At 49.7% G+C, this 16478-nt stretch carries 11 protein-coding genes; all 11 read right to left on the bottom strand.

The features are described from left to right. Window positions 1–4 precede the first annotated feature (4 nt). The 11 genes from flgK to NSQ73_RS00330 all read right to left on the bottom strand — a co-directional run bounded on the left by flgK (window position 5) and on the right by NSQ73_RS00330 (window position 16423). Window positions 5–1585, bottom strand: coding sequence for a flagellar hook-associated protein FlgK (gene flgK / locus NSQ73_RS00380; RefSeq protein ID WP_340985057.1), 1581 nt, complete (start codon window positions 1583–1585; stop codon window positions 5–7). A gap of 16 nt (window positions 1586–1601) precedes the next feature. Further along, complete coding sequence (gene flgN, locus NSQ73_RS00375) at window positions 1602–2102, bottom strand: flagellar export chaperone FlgN (RefSeq protein ID WP_340985056.1); 501 nt, start codon at window positions 2100–2102, stop codon at window positions 1602–1604. 12 nt (window positions 2103–2114) lie between these two features. Further along, window positions 2115–2402 (bottom strand): flagellar biosynthesis anti-sigma factor FlgM, encoded by a 288-nt coding sequence (gene flgM, locus NSQ73_RS00370; RefSeq protein ID WP_340985055.1) that lies wholly within the window; start codon window positions 2400–2402, stop codon window positions 2115–2117. A 106-nt stretch (window positions 2403–2508) separates the two neighbouring features. Then, a complete protein-coding gene (locus NSQ73_RS00365) occupies window positions 2509–2916 on the bottom strand; it encodes a TIGR03826 family flagellar region protein (protein WP_039302660.1) in 408 nt (135 codons plus the stop codon). Between the two features lie 142 nt (window positions 2917–3058). Then, window positions 3059–3940 (bottom strand): ComF family protein, encoded by an 882-nt coding sequence (locus NSQ73_RS00360; RefSeq protein ID WP_340985054.1) that lies wholly within the window; start codon window positions 3938–3940, stop codon window positions 3059–3061. Window positions 3941–4007: 67 nt separating this feature from the next. Beyond that, the gene (locus tag NSQ73_RS00355) at window positions 4008–6203 is read right to left on the bottom strand and encodes a helicase-related protein (protein WP_340985053.1); all 2196 of its coding nucleotides are present in this window, start codon (window positions 6201–6203) and stop codon (window positions 4008–4010) included. A 500-nt stretch (window positions 6204–6703) separates the two neighbouring features. Then, a complete protein-coding gene (locus tag NSQ73_RS00350) occupies window positions 6704–7147 on the bottom strand; it encodes a hypothetical protein (protein WP_340985052.1) in 444 nt (147 codons plus the stop codon). Between the two features lie 320 nt (window positions 7148–7467). Continuing rightward, on the bottom strand, window positions 7468–8190 hold the full coding sequence (locus NSQ73_RS00345; protein WP_039303779.1) for a response regulator: 723 nt from the start codon (window positions 8188–8190) through the stop codon (window positions 7468–7470). 4 nt (window positions 8191–8194) lie between these two features. Continuing rightward, complete coding sequence (locus tag NSQ73_RS00340) at window positions 8195–9352, bottom strand: sensor histidine kinase (RefSeq protein ID WP_042141753.1); 1158 nt, start codon at window positions 9350–9352, stop codon at window positions 8195–8197. A gap of 57 nt (window positions 9353–9409) precedes the next feature. Beyond that, on the bottom strand, window positions 9410–12142 hold the full coding sequence (locus tag NSQ73_RS00335) for a stalk domain-containing protein (protein ID WP_445669474.1): 2733 nt from the start codon (window positions 12140–12142) through the stop codon (window positions 9410–9412). Between the two features lie 231 nt (window positions 12143–12373). Then, on the bottom strand, window positions 12374–16423 hold the full coding sequence (locus NSQ73_RS00330) for an Ig-like domain-containing protein (RefSeq protein WP_340985051.1): 4050 nt from the start codon (window positions 16421–16423) through the stop codon (window positions 12374–12376). Window positions 16424–16478 lie beyond the last annotated feature (55 nt).

Below are 16478 nucleotides of genomic sequence, written 5' to 3'. Positions count from 1 at the left end.
CAGATTAGAGACCTACCCGGCCTGTTCCGTTAATTAGTTTATTGAGAAGTTCGTCGAACGTGGTCATGAACCGGGACGCTGCACTGTAAGCATGCTGGAACTTGATCAGGTCAGTCATTTCTTCATCCAGCGATACCCCACTGACAGAAGCACGGTTCAATTCCACTTGCTCTGTCAGCTGTTCCGCATTCTTGGCTTGACGTTCGGCTTCCTGTGTTTGTACACCCAGTTGGCCGACAATAGAGCTGAAATAATCATCAACCGTACCAGGTGTGGATAATGCAGCTCCAAAGTCAAATTTAGCTGTCTTCAACCCTGCCATGGCTAATGCCATATCATTATTCCCAATAACAACCTTCTCATTAGAGGTACCCGCGCCGGTAACACGCATTGAAGTGGAAATTTTGTTAGGATCTGTTGCAATTAACGGATTAAGTGTAATATTGCCTGCTGTTATGGCCCCACCATCCTTGGAAGTAAACAGAGCTAACCCCTTCTCCGGTGTGGTTCCGCTAACTGTATATCCTAATTGCAATAACCCGTTAATTCCTTTGACGGTCACTTTGGTATCCGTGGTGATGGTCCGGTTGTTATTTGCATTCGAATATGTAACAGCTGTACCGTTGGCTCCAGTATTGAGGACAGTGCCTTCAGGCAGAACTGTTCCGGCAGGCAGCGTAATTTCGATATCTCCATTGGCCAGCGTGTTGGCTAACTGATTCATCTGGCTCTTGTAGTCGGTTACGTATTTATCCCTGGACATAAACATCCCATAGACCTCGCCGCCGGTCAGTGTCCCGCCATCATAAGCGGACTTCAGACTCTCTGCTGTTACTGCGGTGACCTGATCTCCGGTTACAACCAATTGTCCGCCCAAAGTTACCTGGTAACCATCGCTAAGCTGGGTAACTTGAACATTCGCAAGCTTAGATAGCTTGTCGATAGCCAGGTCACGTTGATCCCTTAAATCGTTCGGACTATCCCCCAAGCCTTCCAGCTTGGTAATGTTATTATTGAGATTAGCTACAGTCTGTAACAGGGAGTTCACTTCTGTAGTTTTGAGAGAAATATTACTGGTCAAATCAGAGGTCAAGGTATCCAACTGGGTGCTGATTTGATTCATTGCATCCGTAAGTGCCTGAGTTGTTTCTTTGACGATCTTGCGGTTAGTTATATTCTCCGGGTCCTGACTGAGGTCAGACCATGCACTCCAAAAATTATCCAGGACTTTACGGATCCCCGTATCTGAGGGTTCATTCATGATCGATTCAAGCTTCTGCAGTGTATCGAATCTAACGTCCCAGCTTCCTGAATTTGAACTTTCATTACGGTATTGATCATCCAGAAAGCTCTGTCTCACCCGTTCAATGGAAGTAAATTCTACCCCAGTACCCATCTGACCGGCTGCTGTTGAGCGCAAGAATCCATAGGCCTCCATAGGAAGCGAGGCTTGCATCTTCACGACTTGTCTAGAGTATCCCTCAGTATTAACATTAGAGATGTTATGGCCTGTCGTGTTTAATGCAGCCGTCTGAGTATTCAGGCTTCGTTTGGCGGTTTCTATACTATGAAATGTTGAAGTCATCTTTATTCCTCCAAAATTAGGCCCGAGAATCAAAAAGTCCGGAGCGTTGAACCCCAGCTGTTTTTCCCGCCGGATGGTGATACGTAGCTTCTGTCTCAGAATAATAAGACATGCTTTCAATTGAAAACTCTATATAGGAGAGCGCTTGTTGGAGCAGTTGCTGGTTCAGCATATTTGCTTCTTTCAGTTCCTGCAAAGTACCAGAGAGCCGCTTCTGTATATCCAGCAGCTTCTGTTTGTCTTTAAGGTCAAATACAAGCCGGGACAACTCATTCAGGTTCAGGTTCAGGTTGGACCGTATCCCTACTCCCTGTAAAAAGATATATGCAGCTTGTGCCCGTTCTTCCTCCAACTGCTCAATTAGTTTCGATAGCTTGGATTCCTTGTTAAGGATCTTGATAAGTTCTTCTACCTTATTCTCCTTAATAGCCTGCTTCTTAGTAACGGCCAGATCCAGCATCTGAATATGTGCCTCATCCAGCCGTTCCAGTGCTTCTAACAATGGTGTAAGTGTCATGGGTGTGTTCACCTAATTCTCGGAGGATTGCTTAAAGTATGGGGCGAGTGTTTCTGCGAGTTTGGCTGCGTCAACTTGGTAGGTACCTGCGGAAACTTGTTGTTTCAAGCTTGCGATCTTGTCCGCGCGTTCGGCATCAACTTCGCTGCTCTTCTGCGCCTGCAATAGCTTCAATGCTTCATCCGAAATCGATACCTCATCCTTGCGTGTGCTCTTCTTCATTTGTTCCTGCCTTTGCGATTCCGCACTCCGTTGATACGGGTTCATCGCGTTAATTCGTCCGGTCTCGTTAATTTTCATAACTTCCACCTTCCTTCTGATATAAAAAAGCCGATAATCTTTACTAAGTTTATCGGCCTTTGTTGAAACATTCTTTATAGCTGCAAACGTTTTTTTGCAGATTTTATTAGTTGCGGAACTTGTCTACGGCGCGATATGCGGCATCTGAAGCCTTTTTGGTACTGCTTTTGTCTACAGTTTCCTTGGCAGCATTTGCCAGATCCTTGGTCAAACGGCTGCGGCAGCTATCGCACATATGCCCGTCCCGGATCAAGGTCCCGCAGACTTCGCAAGGGTACATCATGTTAGGTGCGTTCGCTATGGAAATCCGGCCCTCACGAATAAAACGGGTGATTTCCTTAATGGAGATCTCCGTGGCATCGGACAGTTCCTGAATATTAGTGCCTCTATTTTTGCGCAGGTAGTCTACACAGATTTCATATTCATGCTCTAAATCTTTGATACAAGGCTGGCACAGGTTCATTAAATTCTTAACATATAGCCGGCCGCATCTTGGACAATTATCTACATTCATTTCTACCGCGGCTCCCTTCCTTACATTCTGCACAGCTTATAAATATCTTATGCTAATAAGATTACATGATAGCTGAAGTTCCGTCTATGATTAGTATCGGTTGTGGAGCAGGTTTAATTTAATTTCCGAACGGCCGAAACCGCTAAGAACGTGCCCATGTCAGACTGTATATCTCCGCCGCATAGCCCAAATCACCAATGAGCCGGTGAAGTGCTTCAGCGCAGGCCCTCATCGTGCTCCCTGTGGTGTAAATATCATCGATAATTATAATCTGGAGAGGGCGATTCTGCAGCCGGGCTGCAATTGACACCAGGTGTCCGCCCAGCCTTTGCAGAAGCTTCTGCTCTGTATTCCCGGCAAAAACCTGCTTCATATCGGCCAGCCGTTCACTTCTGCTTTTGAAGCTTTGTTTGCCGGTATGCCGGGTACGAATCAGCAGCGGAAGCTGCGGAATTCCCCTCCGTAGAGATAATACATCTGCCAGTTGCTCCGCCTGATTAAACCCTCTTTCAGCCAGGCGGGCTGAGCTTACAGGCACAGGGACCAGCAAATCGGCTTGCCATAGGGCCGGGTGAATAAGAAGATAGTTTGGCTTTGCTGCTGAAAAAGGTCTGCGGGAAGAATTACTTTGTAGAGTAGCGGTTTGTTGTTGTTCACTCTGCTCTTGTTGGAGTATGGCATATGCCTTGTCCAGCATTAGGCCCAGTATAGGGGCCAAGCGTTCATTCCCCCTGTATTTGTACTGACCCAGCAGCTCGCGCATCTCACTTGTATAGGCCACCGCGCTGCGGTTGCAGCGGATCGGTACAGGCTCGCGGCTGCGGCTGCAATCCGGACAGCCGACATGGCGACCGCAGGTCTGGCACCGGGGACAGCGGATCCACGGGATCCCTGTATGACAGCTTACGCAAATTCCGGGCAGCCCGGATGAAGGACGGCCTCTTTTACCACAGAACAGACATTGAGGCAGGGAAGGGGCGATTAATAGTCGGGCTTTTTTTATCCAAGACATTATGGAATTCATCTATAACCTCCTTCTTACGGCTAAATGCAGAAAATTATGAATAAAAGAGTGTATGTAGCGTCTTATCTCACAGGTATCCCTGCCTATGGGCAATCGCGTTCATGCTGCAAATCTGTGAAATGGCTCTGCGCTGCGACTTGCTCCACTCTGCGGAAGCGAATACTACGTGGCCGTCCGGATCATCTTTGGAGCGTCCTGCCCGGCCTGCCATCTGCACCAAAGCTGCCTCGTCAAACAGACTGCTGTCCGCATCCAGAATAAACACATCACTGCGCGGAACCGTAACTCCCCGCTCCAGAATTGTCGTCGTCACCAGAAGCGATATCGCACAGTTACGGAATTCCAGCACCCTCTCTGCTCTATCCGGATCTTTGGAGGAGGTTCCTTCCATAGGAACGCCAGGAAAAATACACCTTAAAAGCTGAAGCAGTCCTGAAATGTGGGCAATCCGCGAGACAAAGAGAAAAATCTGTGCTTTGCGGTCAAGAGATCTTCGCAAGGCACGGATCAGACTTCCAGGGAGTCTCCCCTGCTTCAAACAACGGTGGAGCGGCGGCATATGTAAATGCACTGGAACCGGCAAGGGATGGCCGTGGAAGCGGACCGGTACTCTCGCATGCGGCAGTTTTCCTGAACGGGCGAGGCGCTGTAATTCGGCCGGTGGTGTGGCTGAGAGAAAAATGAAGGATCCAGAGGGCTTACAAACCTGCTCGGCAGCGTAGGCCAGCATTGGATCATTATGATAGGGAAAAGCATCGAGCTCATCAATTATGACGAGGTCAAAGGCTTGATGGAACCTCATTAGCTGATGGGTTGTTGCCAGCGTTATGTTGCTCGCGCTCCAGCGGTCCTCGCTGCCTCCATACAGCACGGCGGGGGTATCCGCCGGGAAGGCCTTGGCCAGGCGCGGCGCCAGCTCCAGCACGACGTCGCGCCGCGGCGTTGCGATCAGCGCCCGGCCTCCGGCTGCGAGCGCCGCCTCCAGGAGCGGGAACGTAATCTCCGTCTTTCCCGCTCCCGTCACTGCCCAGAGCAGGAACCGCTCTGGGCCTCTTAGGGCGGAGCGCTCCCGCGGCTCCGCCAGGAACCCCAGCGCAGCGGTGGCCGCAGCCGCCTGCGCTGCGCTAAGCCCCCACCGGCGTGCCGCTACGGTGGGGGCTACGCCTGCCGTGCAGCGCACGGCAGGCAGCGGCGCGCTGCGCAGCAGCAGCGCGCAAGCCCGGCTGCGCCCGAGTGCGAGGCAGGCCTCGCAATAGGCGCAGCCGGCAAGGCCGCACGCGGCGCAGGCCGTGCGGCCCGTGGGTACGCTGCCGCAGCGCAGGCAGCGTGGTGCCCCGCGGCGGGCGGCAGCGCCGCGCCGGGGCAGGTGCAGCTGCGGCAGGCGGAGCGCCGCAGCGTGCAAGAGGCGGCCGGTGACCACGGGGAACCGGCCAACAGTCAGGCGCGGGCGGACACCGCGCCCGGCAACTGCCTCGCTCACCCGTCCCAACACATGCACACTCTGCTTCATCTTCCTCCCCCACCCCAGCACTCCCCCACCTTGCTCCCGGCTACCTATTCGCTCCGTCTCTTTCCCTCTCTGCTTCGCCTGACTCACCCACCCCAGCACTCCCCCGCCTTGCTCCCGGTTATTATAAGCAACTGCAGCCTCAATTCTTATCCGCCCCTGCAGATGCGCCAGCTGCACTGCAGCAGACCAATTTCCTGCCAGGTCAGGCAGCCGCTCTGCCACCAGTGCTTCTGCTTCGCCCTGCAGCAGAGAACGGCCGGCAAGCGCTCCTGCCAACTGATTAGCCGCCGCCGCTAATGCAGCGAGGTCATCCCAGCCGTACAAGCTATCCTTAGGCATTACAGGCTGAGCATAGTTCCCGACACGTGCAGTCTCCTTCAGACCTCCTTCCGTCCAGCCCAGTATGGATTCTGAAGCGATACCCCCTTCTGTCAGCCACTCCTCTTCCCGCAGACCTCCCTCCTCCTGTTCTTTCCTGATCTCAGCCTTCAAGCAATTGGCGACATACCTTTTCCAGTCCTCCTTCTTCCATAGCGTCATGGCCGGTGAAGCTCTGAAGCCCTTCCTCAGCTTCACCCCCCAGCCTAACGGGAGCGATGGTGACAGCAGCACCAGACTGTCCGCTTGCCCGCCGCCCCAGCCTTCGCCTCCCATTCCCTCACCATTCCACCATAACCTGTCCACAGCCATGTTTAGCGATATTCTGATCTCCCAAGCGGCATTGCGCTCTACCGCATATACTGCTACTCTCATCAAACCCCTCCCTCTCTCCTTCAAAGTGGCACATCACCGAGACCATAGATTACGATTCCCCCGAATCCACACTTAATTAATTGAACTTTTTATTTTTCTACTCCGCGATAGCCATGACTACAGCAAATGTTTGGACTCCGGCCACTGTCAGGTTTGGATTTAGCTATACTTGAACAGCAGACAGCTTAACTGCATTTACTGCAACTATTTATTGCTGTAACAGCCTATCTATCCACTGAAGTGTATTTCGTACAACTATAATCCGGGAAAACCGCAGTTTGGCCTCATGTCCGCAATAATAAATGTACGAAGTGCAGCTATCTCCAGATATCCTGTCTAAATCTGAATAATAGCTGCACGAAATACAACTAAAGCAGCTGACCTTAAGTTTGGTGTCCGGCTGAACCACTAAGCAATCCGTGTTTGCTCATCAAACACAAAAAAGCACACCCCCCCATCAATGGAGAGTGTGCTTCACCCGTTGCCGACATATTTAATTATCATTCGCCATGCTTCGATCCGTATCCCCTGCTTCCCGGCAGCCGCATCATCTTCAGCGGAAAAGGCTGCTCCTGCGTCCGCAGATCCAGTACGTTTTCCTTCCGGTGCTCCGCTTCGCCAAGAGTGTTGTAGTGCGGCATTACCGGAGCGAACCTGATAGACGAGCCGCTGCAGTCTAACCGTGAGGCAACCGCCAGCGTTCCATCCAGGGAACCATCATCCATCAAAGTGACATACAGCGGTCTGCCCATCCAAAAAGCATAAACTGCGAGCATTCGGATATACCATTCCACAACAGCTTCATGATTGCGGGTGATCAGAATATAATGAAGCCGCTTTTCAGGCCGCATTGCCTCCCGGCTCTCTTCTCTGCGATGCAGAATATGAACAAGGGCTGCTGCGGATGCATAGATAGACACAATCGAGATTAACTGGGCGATCATGGAGATGCACCTCCCTCTTATACCGACACTATATGCCGGTGATAAAGGGACGGTGACAGCCCAGCCTCCCGGGACAGATGACCCGGTTATTCTGACTCTTTATATATCGCAAAGCACAGAATTTCCGCCTTCCTGCAGGAAGACAGATTAAAGCTTCCGGTTTCGGGTACATATTTAAATCAGCATTTTGCAAAATTCGAATATCATGCGGACTGAAACAATACTTTGACTGCAGCTAGACCACTGCAATCAAGTTATGTACCGTTTTATAAGGATCATTAGGATTCTCCAAAACGCTCAGTTAAAAGTTTACGTGTGAATTATAATGTTACCCAGCCATATTTGATCGAATTGATAACAGCCTGCGTGCGGTCGTCGACTTCCATCTTTTGCAGAATGCTGCTGACATGGTTTTTGACTGTTTTTTCGCTGATAAAAAGGTATTCTCCAATCATCTTGTTGCTCTTGCCTTCAGCCATAAGACGCAGCACTTCTGCTTCGCGGCGGGTCAGCGGATTGTTGTCGCCTGCGACAAATTTCACGCCTGCTTCCTTAACCGGAGTCTCGGCCATGGCACCTGTCTCGTTAAGATACGTCATGCGGCGCAGCTGATTGATCAGCTTGCCGGTTACCTTGGGATGAATGAAGGCATGGCCTTCACATACAGAGCGGATCGCATTAATAAGCGACTCTGCCTCCATATCCTTCAGCAAATATCCATTCGCACCCTTGCGCAGGGTTTCGAATACGTAACTTTCGTCATCATGGATCGAGAGGATAATCACCTTAACATCCGGGAACATTTCCCGCAGCTTCTGTGTAGCCTCCACACCGTTCTCAATAGGCATATTAATATCCATCAGCACGATATCCGGCTTGTTGATATTGCAGAATTCAAGCACCTGGATGCCGTCACCGCACTCACCTATGACTTCAATGTCGTCCTCCATATTCAAAATACGTTTAAGCCCTTCACGAAACAACTGATGATCATCCGCCAAAAGAACCTTTATGGGCGATTTTCCAGAATTCTGGTTTTCCATCACATTACTCCTTTCCTTTGTCCACATTCGTCGGAATGTGAATTATGATTGTTGTGCCCTGGTTCTCTGCTGACTGTATTTCCACTCTACCTTCCAGCAATTCCACACGTTCACGCATTCCCACCAGCCCAAAGCTTTCACGGTTGGCTTGCTCACTGATCTTTTTCACATTGAAGCCTAAGCCATTGTCTTTCACTACGATCTTAATTAACTGTGCCTGATACGTAATTTCCACCAGAACATAACTTGGATAGGCATGCTTCGCCGCGTTGGACAAAGCTTCCTGAACAAGACGGTAGACTGCAGCCTCCATCGCTGAAGACAGCCGGTGCTCTTTCCCCCTTGTTTCAAAAGAAGTGCGGATCTTCGTCTTCTCCTCATAATCATGCACGTATTTCCGGAGTGTCGGAATCAGTCCTAAATCATCGAGGGCCATCGGACGGAGATTAAAAATCACTTTACGCATTTCTTCCAGGCTGTACCTTACCTGTCCCTTTAAGTCTATTACTTCGGCTTGTACCAGCCCAAATTCCTGCTTTACCAGCATTCTTTCTACAATTTCCGTCCTTAGGACTAGATTTGCCAGCATTTGAGCAGGACCATCGTGAATTTCCCGGGCAATTCTCTTCCGTTCTTCTTCCTGGGCCTGGATTATCTTGAGTCCAACCATTTGCGTGTTTTTCGCAGATTCGACAATTCTCGTCACTTGGCCTAGTTCTCCAGACAGATATTCCAGGACAACGCTCATTTGCGAACCAATCGATTCGGCCCGCTCCACAGAATTTTCGACACTGCGAGCCCGCATTTGCAGCTCATCCCGTCTGCTCCGCAGGTAGGCTTCCCTCTCCCTCGTCATCATCAGCTCTAACTGAAGCTCCGTCGCTTTCTCGTAAGCAACCCGGATATCCTTCTCCGTATAGCGGACAAAGTCCCGGCTGACCTCGGTCAGCCGGATCCGGGAGCGGTGGTACTGCAGCTCCAGCTTGTCTACCTTTTGCAATGTTTCATCCGTTTCTTCCATAACCCGCTGCAGTTCTTTGGTGAGTGCAGCAAGCTCATCACGTGCAACCTGCAATATTTCAAAAATCTGATACTTGCTGCTCTCCATCACGTCGATGGTATTCTTAATGACGCGATCAATCGCATCGGCTTGAAATTCCACGGATGCTTGCCCCATTTCTATCGGATCGTATTAAAGGCTTTCCTTTATACTAACATATCACGATTCGATAGTTACGGTCTTCGTTATCTGTTCCCATTTTACAGTGAGTCCTAGCTGTTCTGTCACGAGTCTAAGCGGTACTAAAGTCCTGCCATTCAGGATTAAAGGCGCTACATCAGCACTCTGGCGTTTCCCGTTAAGCAGAAATTCCTTCTTGTTTACCGTCAGATCCAGCGCTTTCGCTCCGCGAAGCACCATGATCTTCTTGGTATTCTGATCCCATATGGCATTCCCGCCAAAGGCATCAAGCACATATTTAATCGGCACATACGTGCTGCCATCCTTTACAATCGGCGCAACATCGATCGCCTGCTTTGTCCCGTTTACAAGCATCGACTTGGCTCCGATACTCATGGACGCCGTTCCCTTAGGCAATCCGGCTTCACTGGACAGCGAAGGCATAACGAAGGAAATATTATCAAAGGCTACCGTGCCTGTCTTAGCCCGCTCGTCCTGGCCTTCCTCTACATTTACCACGTAAAGTCTCTTTAGGGAAGCCGGGAATTTAATCCCTGAACCGGAAAGATCAATATTGAGGTTCTTCCAGCCATTCCAGTCGATCACTTTGGCCAGATCAATATACGCTGTTGCCCCGCTGGCATCCGTTACCTCTGCACGCAGCCAGTTAAGACTCATATCCCCCATCACGTCTACGGACATAGACGTTGCCGTTGCCGGAATACTCTTGCCTGTTGTCCCGTTGAACTGGGCATAAGCATACATTTTACCGGTGCCAGCAGTCATGTCATAGCTAAGCGACAATACCTTCGAGCCAGCCCGTTCCGCACTGCCCGGGACAACTGCTGCAGTTCCCGTTACCCCTGCCGCATTGGTTGTGAAGGCAAATGGATACGTGGCATTTTCGAAATTCTCCCAAGCCGTTGACGCCGCTGCAGAGAACACAACAGCTGTGCTGAAGCCGTCATAACGGGCAATGGCATAACCGGTTGTTACCCCCGGATCCACGGATTCGACAGTAAGCTTACCGTCACCTACATTCCCTTTAAAGCCGATAAACTCCCATTTCAGCGATGCAGCCGGAACGGCAATCGTTGCCCCGCTCTTCGACACCGCATTAACTGGAACAGATACGGAGGCTCCCGCTATAAGCGGCGCAGTAGTTGTGCTTGAAGTCAGACTTGTCAGGTCATCTCCGCCCAGAACGGTTACCTTGGTCTCTGCACTGGCCGAACCGCTGGTTGCTTTCAGGTTAACAGTTCCCGCTTTGACTGCGGTTGCTTCCCCTGCATTCACCGTAACACTGCCGCCACTGGAGCTCCAGGCAGGATTAGCTGCAGCTACATCAATTGGATTGTAGTAAGTATCATAGCCTTTTAGAGAATACGTAGCCTTTTGTCCGATTAACAATACAGAACTGCCGCTGATCTTAATTCCTTTCACTTCACCTTGTGGAGCAGAAGTATATACACCAAGGCCGTTAACGATGCTGCGCTGCTCTGTGCCGTATTCTGTATTAAAGGTAAGGGTAGTGGAGGTTTCCGCAAGCGGACGGTCTACCATCGTTGTAGAGCCCCCTCCGTCCAGGTTGATCCCTTTCCAGACACCGATATTGGTCATGAACGATTGCAGCTCCGTCAGAGACAGTCCTGCACTATTGTTATTTTTCTCAGCTGCAATGACATATACATATCGTCCATCCTCTGAATAACCCAGAGCTGTGCGGGCACGATACCCGCCGATGCTGCTGGTGGAGCGGGAGAAGGTCGCCGCTTTCCCGTTATTAACCAGAATGGTATGCCCCCCGATCATCATCTGCAGTGTGGATGGGTCAAGCTCCTGCTGAGTAGTTTTGGAACGAAGCGTGTAGACACTGCTTAGCTTCTGGCCTACCACCAGATGAGCTTTTACAAATTGGGCTGCAAGCCCGTGAGTGCGCAGAATGTACGCCCCTTTAGGCACGGTTATCGGCAAGGCAGCATCAGGGGAAATCTGGGTAACGATATCATTCTCCACCAGTACCTCTGTAGGCGTCGTAGAGCTGTTCTTAGGCCGCTCCAGCGCTGTCCAGGCATCTGTGTAGATATAGGCGGCATTGGCATGACTGTAGGTAGAACTGCCGCCCTCAGGGTTATAGGCCCCTTTATTGATGCCGGATAACGGAAACTGTGAACCATCCTCAGCAGTCAGCATGCCTTCGAATGTATATTCATCAATAACCGGCTTACGGTCTTTGGTCACAGCAAAAGCATACATTCCATCAAGCTGGGAAGGTGTAGATACTACAACCCCGCCTGATACTTGACCACCGATCGGTGCACCTTCCCCGCCGGTATTGAAGTAATCCCCGTTAACTGCGGCCACTGCTCCGGTCTCTGCCGCCATACCTCCGGTACTTTGCCGCGTAGTCAGATTACCGCCTTTGCCCGTCATTACATCTACAGACACATAAGGGTTATTCAGATCGACCCGAACCACGTCAGCCAGCCCTGTTACACTTTTGCCGGACCGCACGGTCGTAAATTTATATTTCATCATCATCGCGCCTGAAGTAATGACTTCTTCGCTCAGCTTTGTTACTGAGAAGGAGGCTGTAGCAGCTTGCGCTACTGAAGCGGAGCCTAAACTGAATAAGGAAGGCCCAGTGCTTCCAATAACCGGCATGATCCACAATACGCCTGCTAACGAGGCAGCAACCCACTTTTTAGAAGATAGACTTTTGTTTCCCCGTACCAACTCGCTATTCTTTTTCCCCATGAAAACTTCATTCATTTCAGTATAACTCTCCCATCTTATTTACTCTTAATGTATAAAAAAATATCTCTATCAATAGTTCCTGCTATTCCATTACATCTTTAATAGACTGGTTTTAGGCTAAAAAGTTGCGGAAATTGGCAGATTCCAACTCTATTTGAACCGGGGAAGCACCACATTTCTATCCATAAAAAAAGCATCCGGCCAAGGCCGGACGCTCACAGAACAAATATGACTACTATATTCGGTTTACAAAAACCCTGCCATCGAAAGCATGCGCTGCAGCATCACTGCAGCTTGGGCGCGGGTAGCATTGCCCTGCGGCTGAAATTCGGTGGGTGTCATACCGAGAATAATTCCCTGCTGGACCGCTTTGGCTACAAATTCAGCGCTTTGATTCTGAATCTTAGCTTTATCCTTAAAAACAGACAAAGCCGCAGAAGAGGTTCCATTCAACGTAATCGGCTTTCCGGAATACTCCATAGCCCGAATAATCATGATTGCCAGCTGTTCGCGGGTAATATTATCATTCGGACGGAAGGTAGCATCCGTATTGCCGGTGATAATTCCGGCTTTAGCCGCAGCCCCGATATAATCACCGGTTTGTGTGGAAGGCTGCACATCTCTGAACCGCTGCGCCGTCTCACGGTCACCCAGCAGTCCCAGCCCCCGGCTGAGCATGACAGCAAATTCGGCCCGTGTAATTTTTTGCTCCGGCTTAAAGCTGCTGCCATAACTGCTGTCGATAATATTTTTAGCAGCCAGCAGTGAGACTATCGAATTACTCCAATGTTTGCTCATGTCACTGAACGTCCGGGTGGAGAGAAATGTTCCAACCACCTGATTGCCGACTGTATTGGCCCGAATCACAGTACTGCTTCCAGCCGTACTGATTTTGGTAGGCAGATAGGTAGCATCATAATAAGCCAGATCCAGCCTGGCTGCTGAAACCTGATTACTGTTTAGTGTAGCAGTTGTACGTGCAGCATACTCAGCCGCTACGCTGAGTGCGCTGGCATTGGCATAGTTGCTGCTGACTGAAGCCGTCAGACGGATATCTGTTAAGCCCGTAATAGCCTGCAATCCTTGCGATTGCAGCTTTTGCTCAAATGGCGTAAATGTGCCTGCCGGTACTTTTTCTATCCTTAATATAAGTGAAATATTGCTGCTGTCTGCCACCAGGTTTGCCGCAAGGCTATTCATATCGACGTTATTCAAAGGCAAGGTATAGAGATTATCTCCAAATCGTATAACCATTGCAGCTTTCTTATCCCGGTTCACTGCATTTAGAAGCGGCTTCAGCGGCAAGGTTACGTAAGCTGCCATTTCTGTAGAAGGCACTTCAAAGGCAAGCACGGAAGCTCCCAGCTTGTACAGGTAATCATAGCTTGCTGTCAAACGGTCCGCAGTTAATGTATATCTTTTGACGGACTGGCTATATACAGAACGGTCATCTGCAACCGTTGCCGAATCACTTTTGAGCAGCGGATATTCCTGGCCGAATTCGCTGGCAGCAAGTGTCCCCAGATATGAAGGGCGGCTGGAACTACCCGAAGAGGTTCCTGTCCCGTTGTAGACTGAGAGCGCAGTGAATGAAGGCAGCGGAATTCCGCTGGCATCCGTTATCGCACCGGATCCGGCCATATACGACAGATCCACAACTTGCCCTATTTTAACTATGGTGGACAACGTCAGCTTCAGGACATTTCCGGAGACATAATAGGACTGAACACCAACACTACTGCCATCAACCCGGACTCCAAACTGATTCGTATAGAGTGAGGCAGAAGATGCTTGCATATTCTTACTAAAGGTTACCATAATCTCATCCCCCGAGATAGTAGCCGAACTAATGTCAGGTACAGAGGTTCCCGTACTTCCGGATACCGATACTGCCTGCAGATTAAGATAGGCTGCACGGTTACCGTTCAGGTCACTGAGCCCGGCACTGCCTGGTACATACGAAAGGGTAGTATATTGATTAAGTGCAAGCGTACTCTGGAGCGTAAGTGTGACCTGAGTTCCACTTACCGAAATGCCGGTTACATAATTGGGAGTACTGGTACTGCCCACAAGAACAGAGAACTGACTGTTTAGCGGCAACGCAGATGAGGATATTCCTTCATTATAAGTCAGTACTATTTTATTCCCTGTTCCAACAGCATTCTGGAAGACCGGTGCAGTGGTATCACTGGTATTCCGGATATAAAAATCGTTAAAATTAGCAATGTTCTGGCCGTACTGATCCTGAAGCGGATAGGAGCCGGCGTAGTATGAGACTCGTATAGTCTGTCCGTTGGATGCAGCATTACTTAGGCCAAGGACAACGGAGCTGCCGCTAGAGCTGATGCTGCTCACTCCAAGGGAACCACCATCCGCATAGACATAGAATTGGCTATAGGCATTGGCAGAGACCGGCTTTAGGCTATCATTGAAATTCAGTGTCACTGTTTTGCCGGATAAAACTCCATCCCTTGGTGTAGGCAAGGCAGATTGAATTGAATTCGTAACCTGTTGTGATGTAAATGTGCCGGCTGAGTTGCCGTGGCTATCCTGAATCGTACGCAAGCCGCCTGAATAGCTTATCTTCACGACTTGTCCAACAGCTATTCCTGTAGAAAGGGTAATGTATACACTGTCTCCTTGAACATACAGACTTTCTATTGTGCGCTTCTCCTCATTTACCGTCGCTGCGAAGCTTGAATAGAGGAGAGCTACCCCTGAATTAAGCGTTTCGTTATATTTCAGACGGATCGTACGGTTGTTATCCAGTTGTGCCGACACGAGTGCAGGAGCAGTGGTATCCATTACCTCCGTCTGAAAGCTCCATGACGTCTTGCCGCTTATTCCGTCATATACCAGACCTGCAGTATTTGCGTCTGTAAATACGCCTTTGGCGATATCCACATAATACGTTGTTGCTGGATCTAGAGCAGCTGCGGGGCTGATAATGAATTCTTTGGCTGAAGCCCCATTGCTCACGTTAACGGGAACTTTGGTACCATTGCTCTTATAAAGCGTCACACCGTCTATAATAGTGCTATTGTAGAGTGCATCTCGGTTAAAAGTGATTGTCATCGCTTTACTTACCCCTACAGATTCACTCCTGTCAGCAGGCGACAAGGCGGCAGCAGCAAGACCTGAGAGCGGGGTAGTCGTAAAAGTCCAAGTATAAGGACCCGAGGCCGGAAACACATTTCCGTCCCGGTCATAAAAAGCCCCTTGAGGGATCGTTACCGTGTAAGTCGTTCCGCTTAACAAAGGTGAATCATTCGTCGCTGGTGTGAACGCAATAGACTTCTCCCCGCCACCAACTACAGAGGTTGAGTTCACATTAATCCATCTGGTTCTGGAATCATCGGCTGTACCGGGCGAGACTGTAATGTATCCGGATCCCGGCATCATAGGACGGTCAAAGTTCAGCCTGAACACTTCAGTTGTAGGTACATTCACTGCACCCTTATCCGGAACTGTAGTTATATTCTTCGCCTCTCCGCCTATTGTAGAGAAACTCCAGACATTTCCGCTGGAGATCCCGGCAAAGGTTCGATTATCGTCTGCTTTGAATGCATATGAATCGATAAGTATATAATAATTGCTGCCCGCTGCTATTTTATTCGCGGCTATTGTCAGCTTCACTGTTGTCGAGGAAGCATCACTTTGCACATCTACACCAGGAACATCATCCCATATTTTAAATTCCTGAACGATGTCATTGTTAAATGAAGACATTAACCGGACAGTTCCTCCGCCCTTCAACAGCTTTTTATTCAATTTGAAGCTTAATTGGGTTAACCCGGCAGCATCTACTCTGCTGTTATTCGCTGGTGTAAGCTCACTTGCTGCTATTGAGGTATCATTCTCAGGCGCTGTGACAAACGACCAGCTGGTGGCTGCAGACCCGTTACCTTCATTGTCTTTGAACAATCCTTGAGGGATCGATGCCGTGTATTTCGTATTGGGAGCAAGCTTCTTGTCTCCACCCCACTTAATATCATAAGCATTGGAGGGGCCCACCAGTCCATAACTGCCAACAGGAATCTTCACAAATTCAGCCTTTGTATCGCTAGTTATAATTGAGATTTCTCCAATTTGCGGACTTACCTGTCGATCGAAGCTCAGTCTGAGATTCGCAGCCGTGTTCACATAAGTGGCTCCTGCCGAAGGTGATACCGTAATGCCGAATTCAGCGGCTGCATACACTGCCTGGTTTGTGAATCCGCTCAGGGGCTGCCATGTTCCCATCATCATGCTGCCTGATAGAATAATTGCTGTCCAGATTGAAATTTTCCTTTTCATGCCGTGATAGACTCCTCTCAAGCCATACTTTCGTCTTTTCGTATATTCTTATATT

Source organism: Paenibacillus sp. FSL R10-2736, assembly GCF_038000245.1.
Classification (GTDB): Bacteria; Bacillota; Bacilli; order Paenibacillales; family Paenibacillaceae; genus Paenibacillus_AQ; species Paenibacillus_AQ phytohabitans.
The sequence above is the reverse complement of the archived record's forward strand: the minus strand, read 5'-3'. Positions and strand labels throughout refer to the sequence as shown.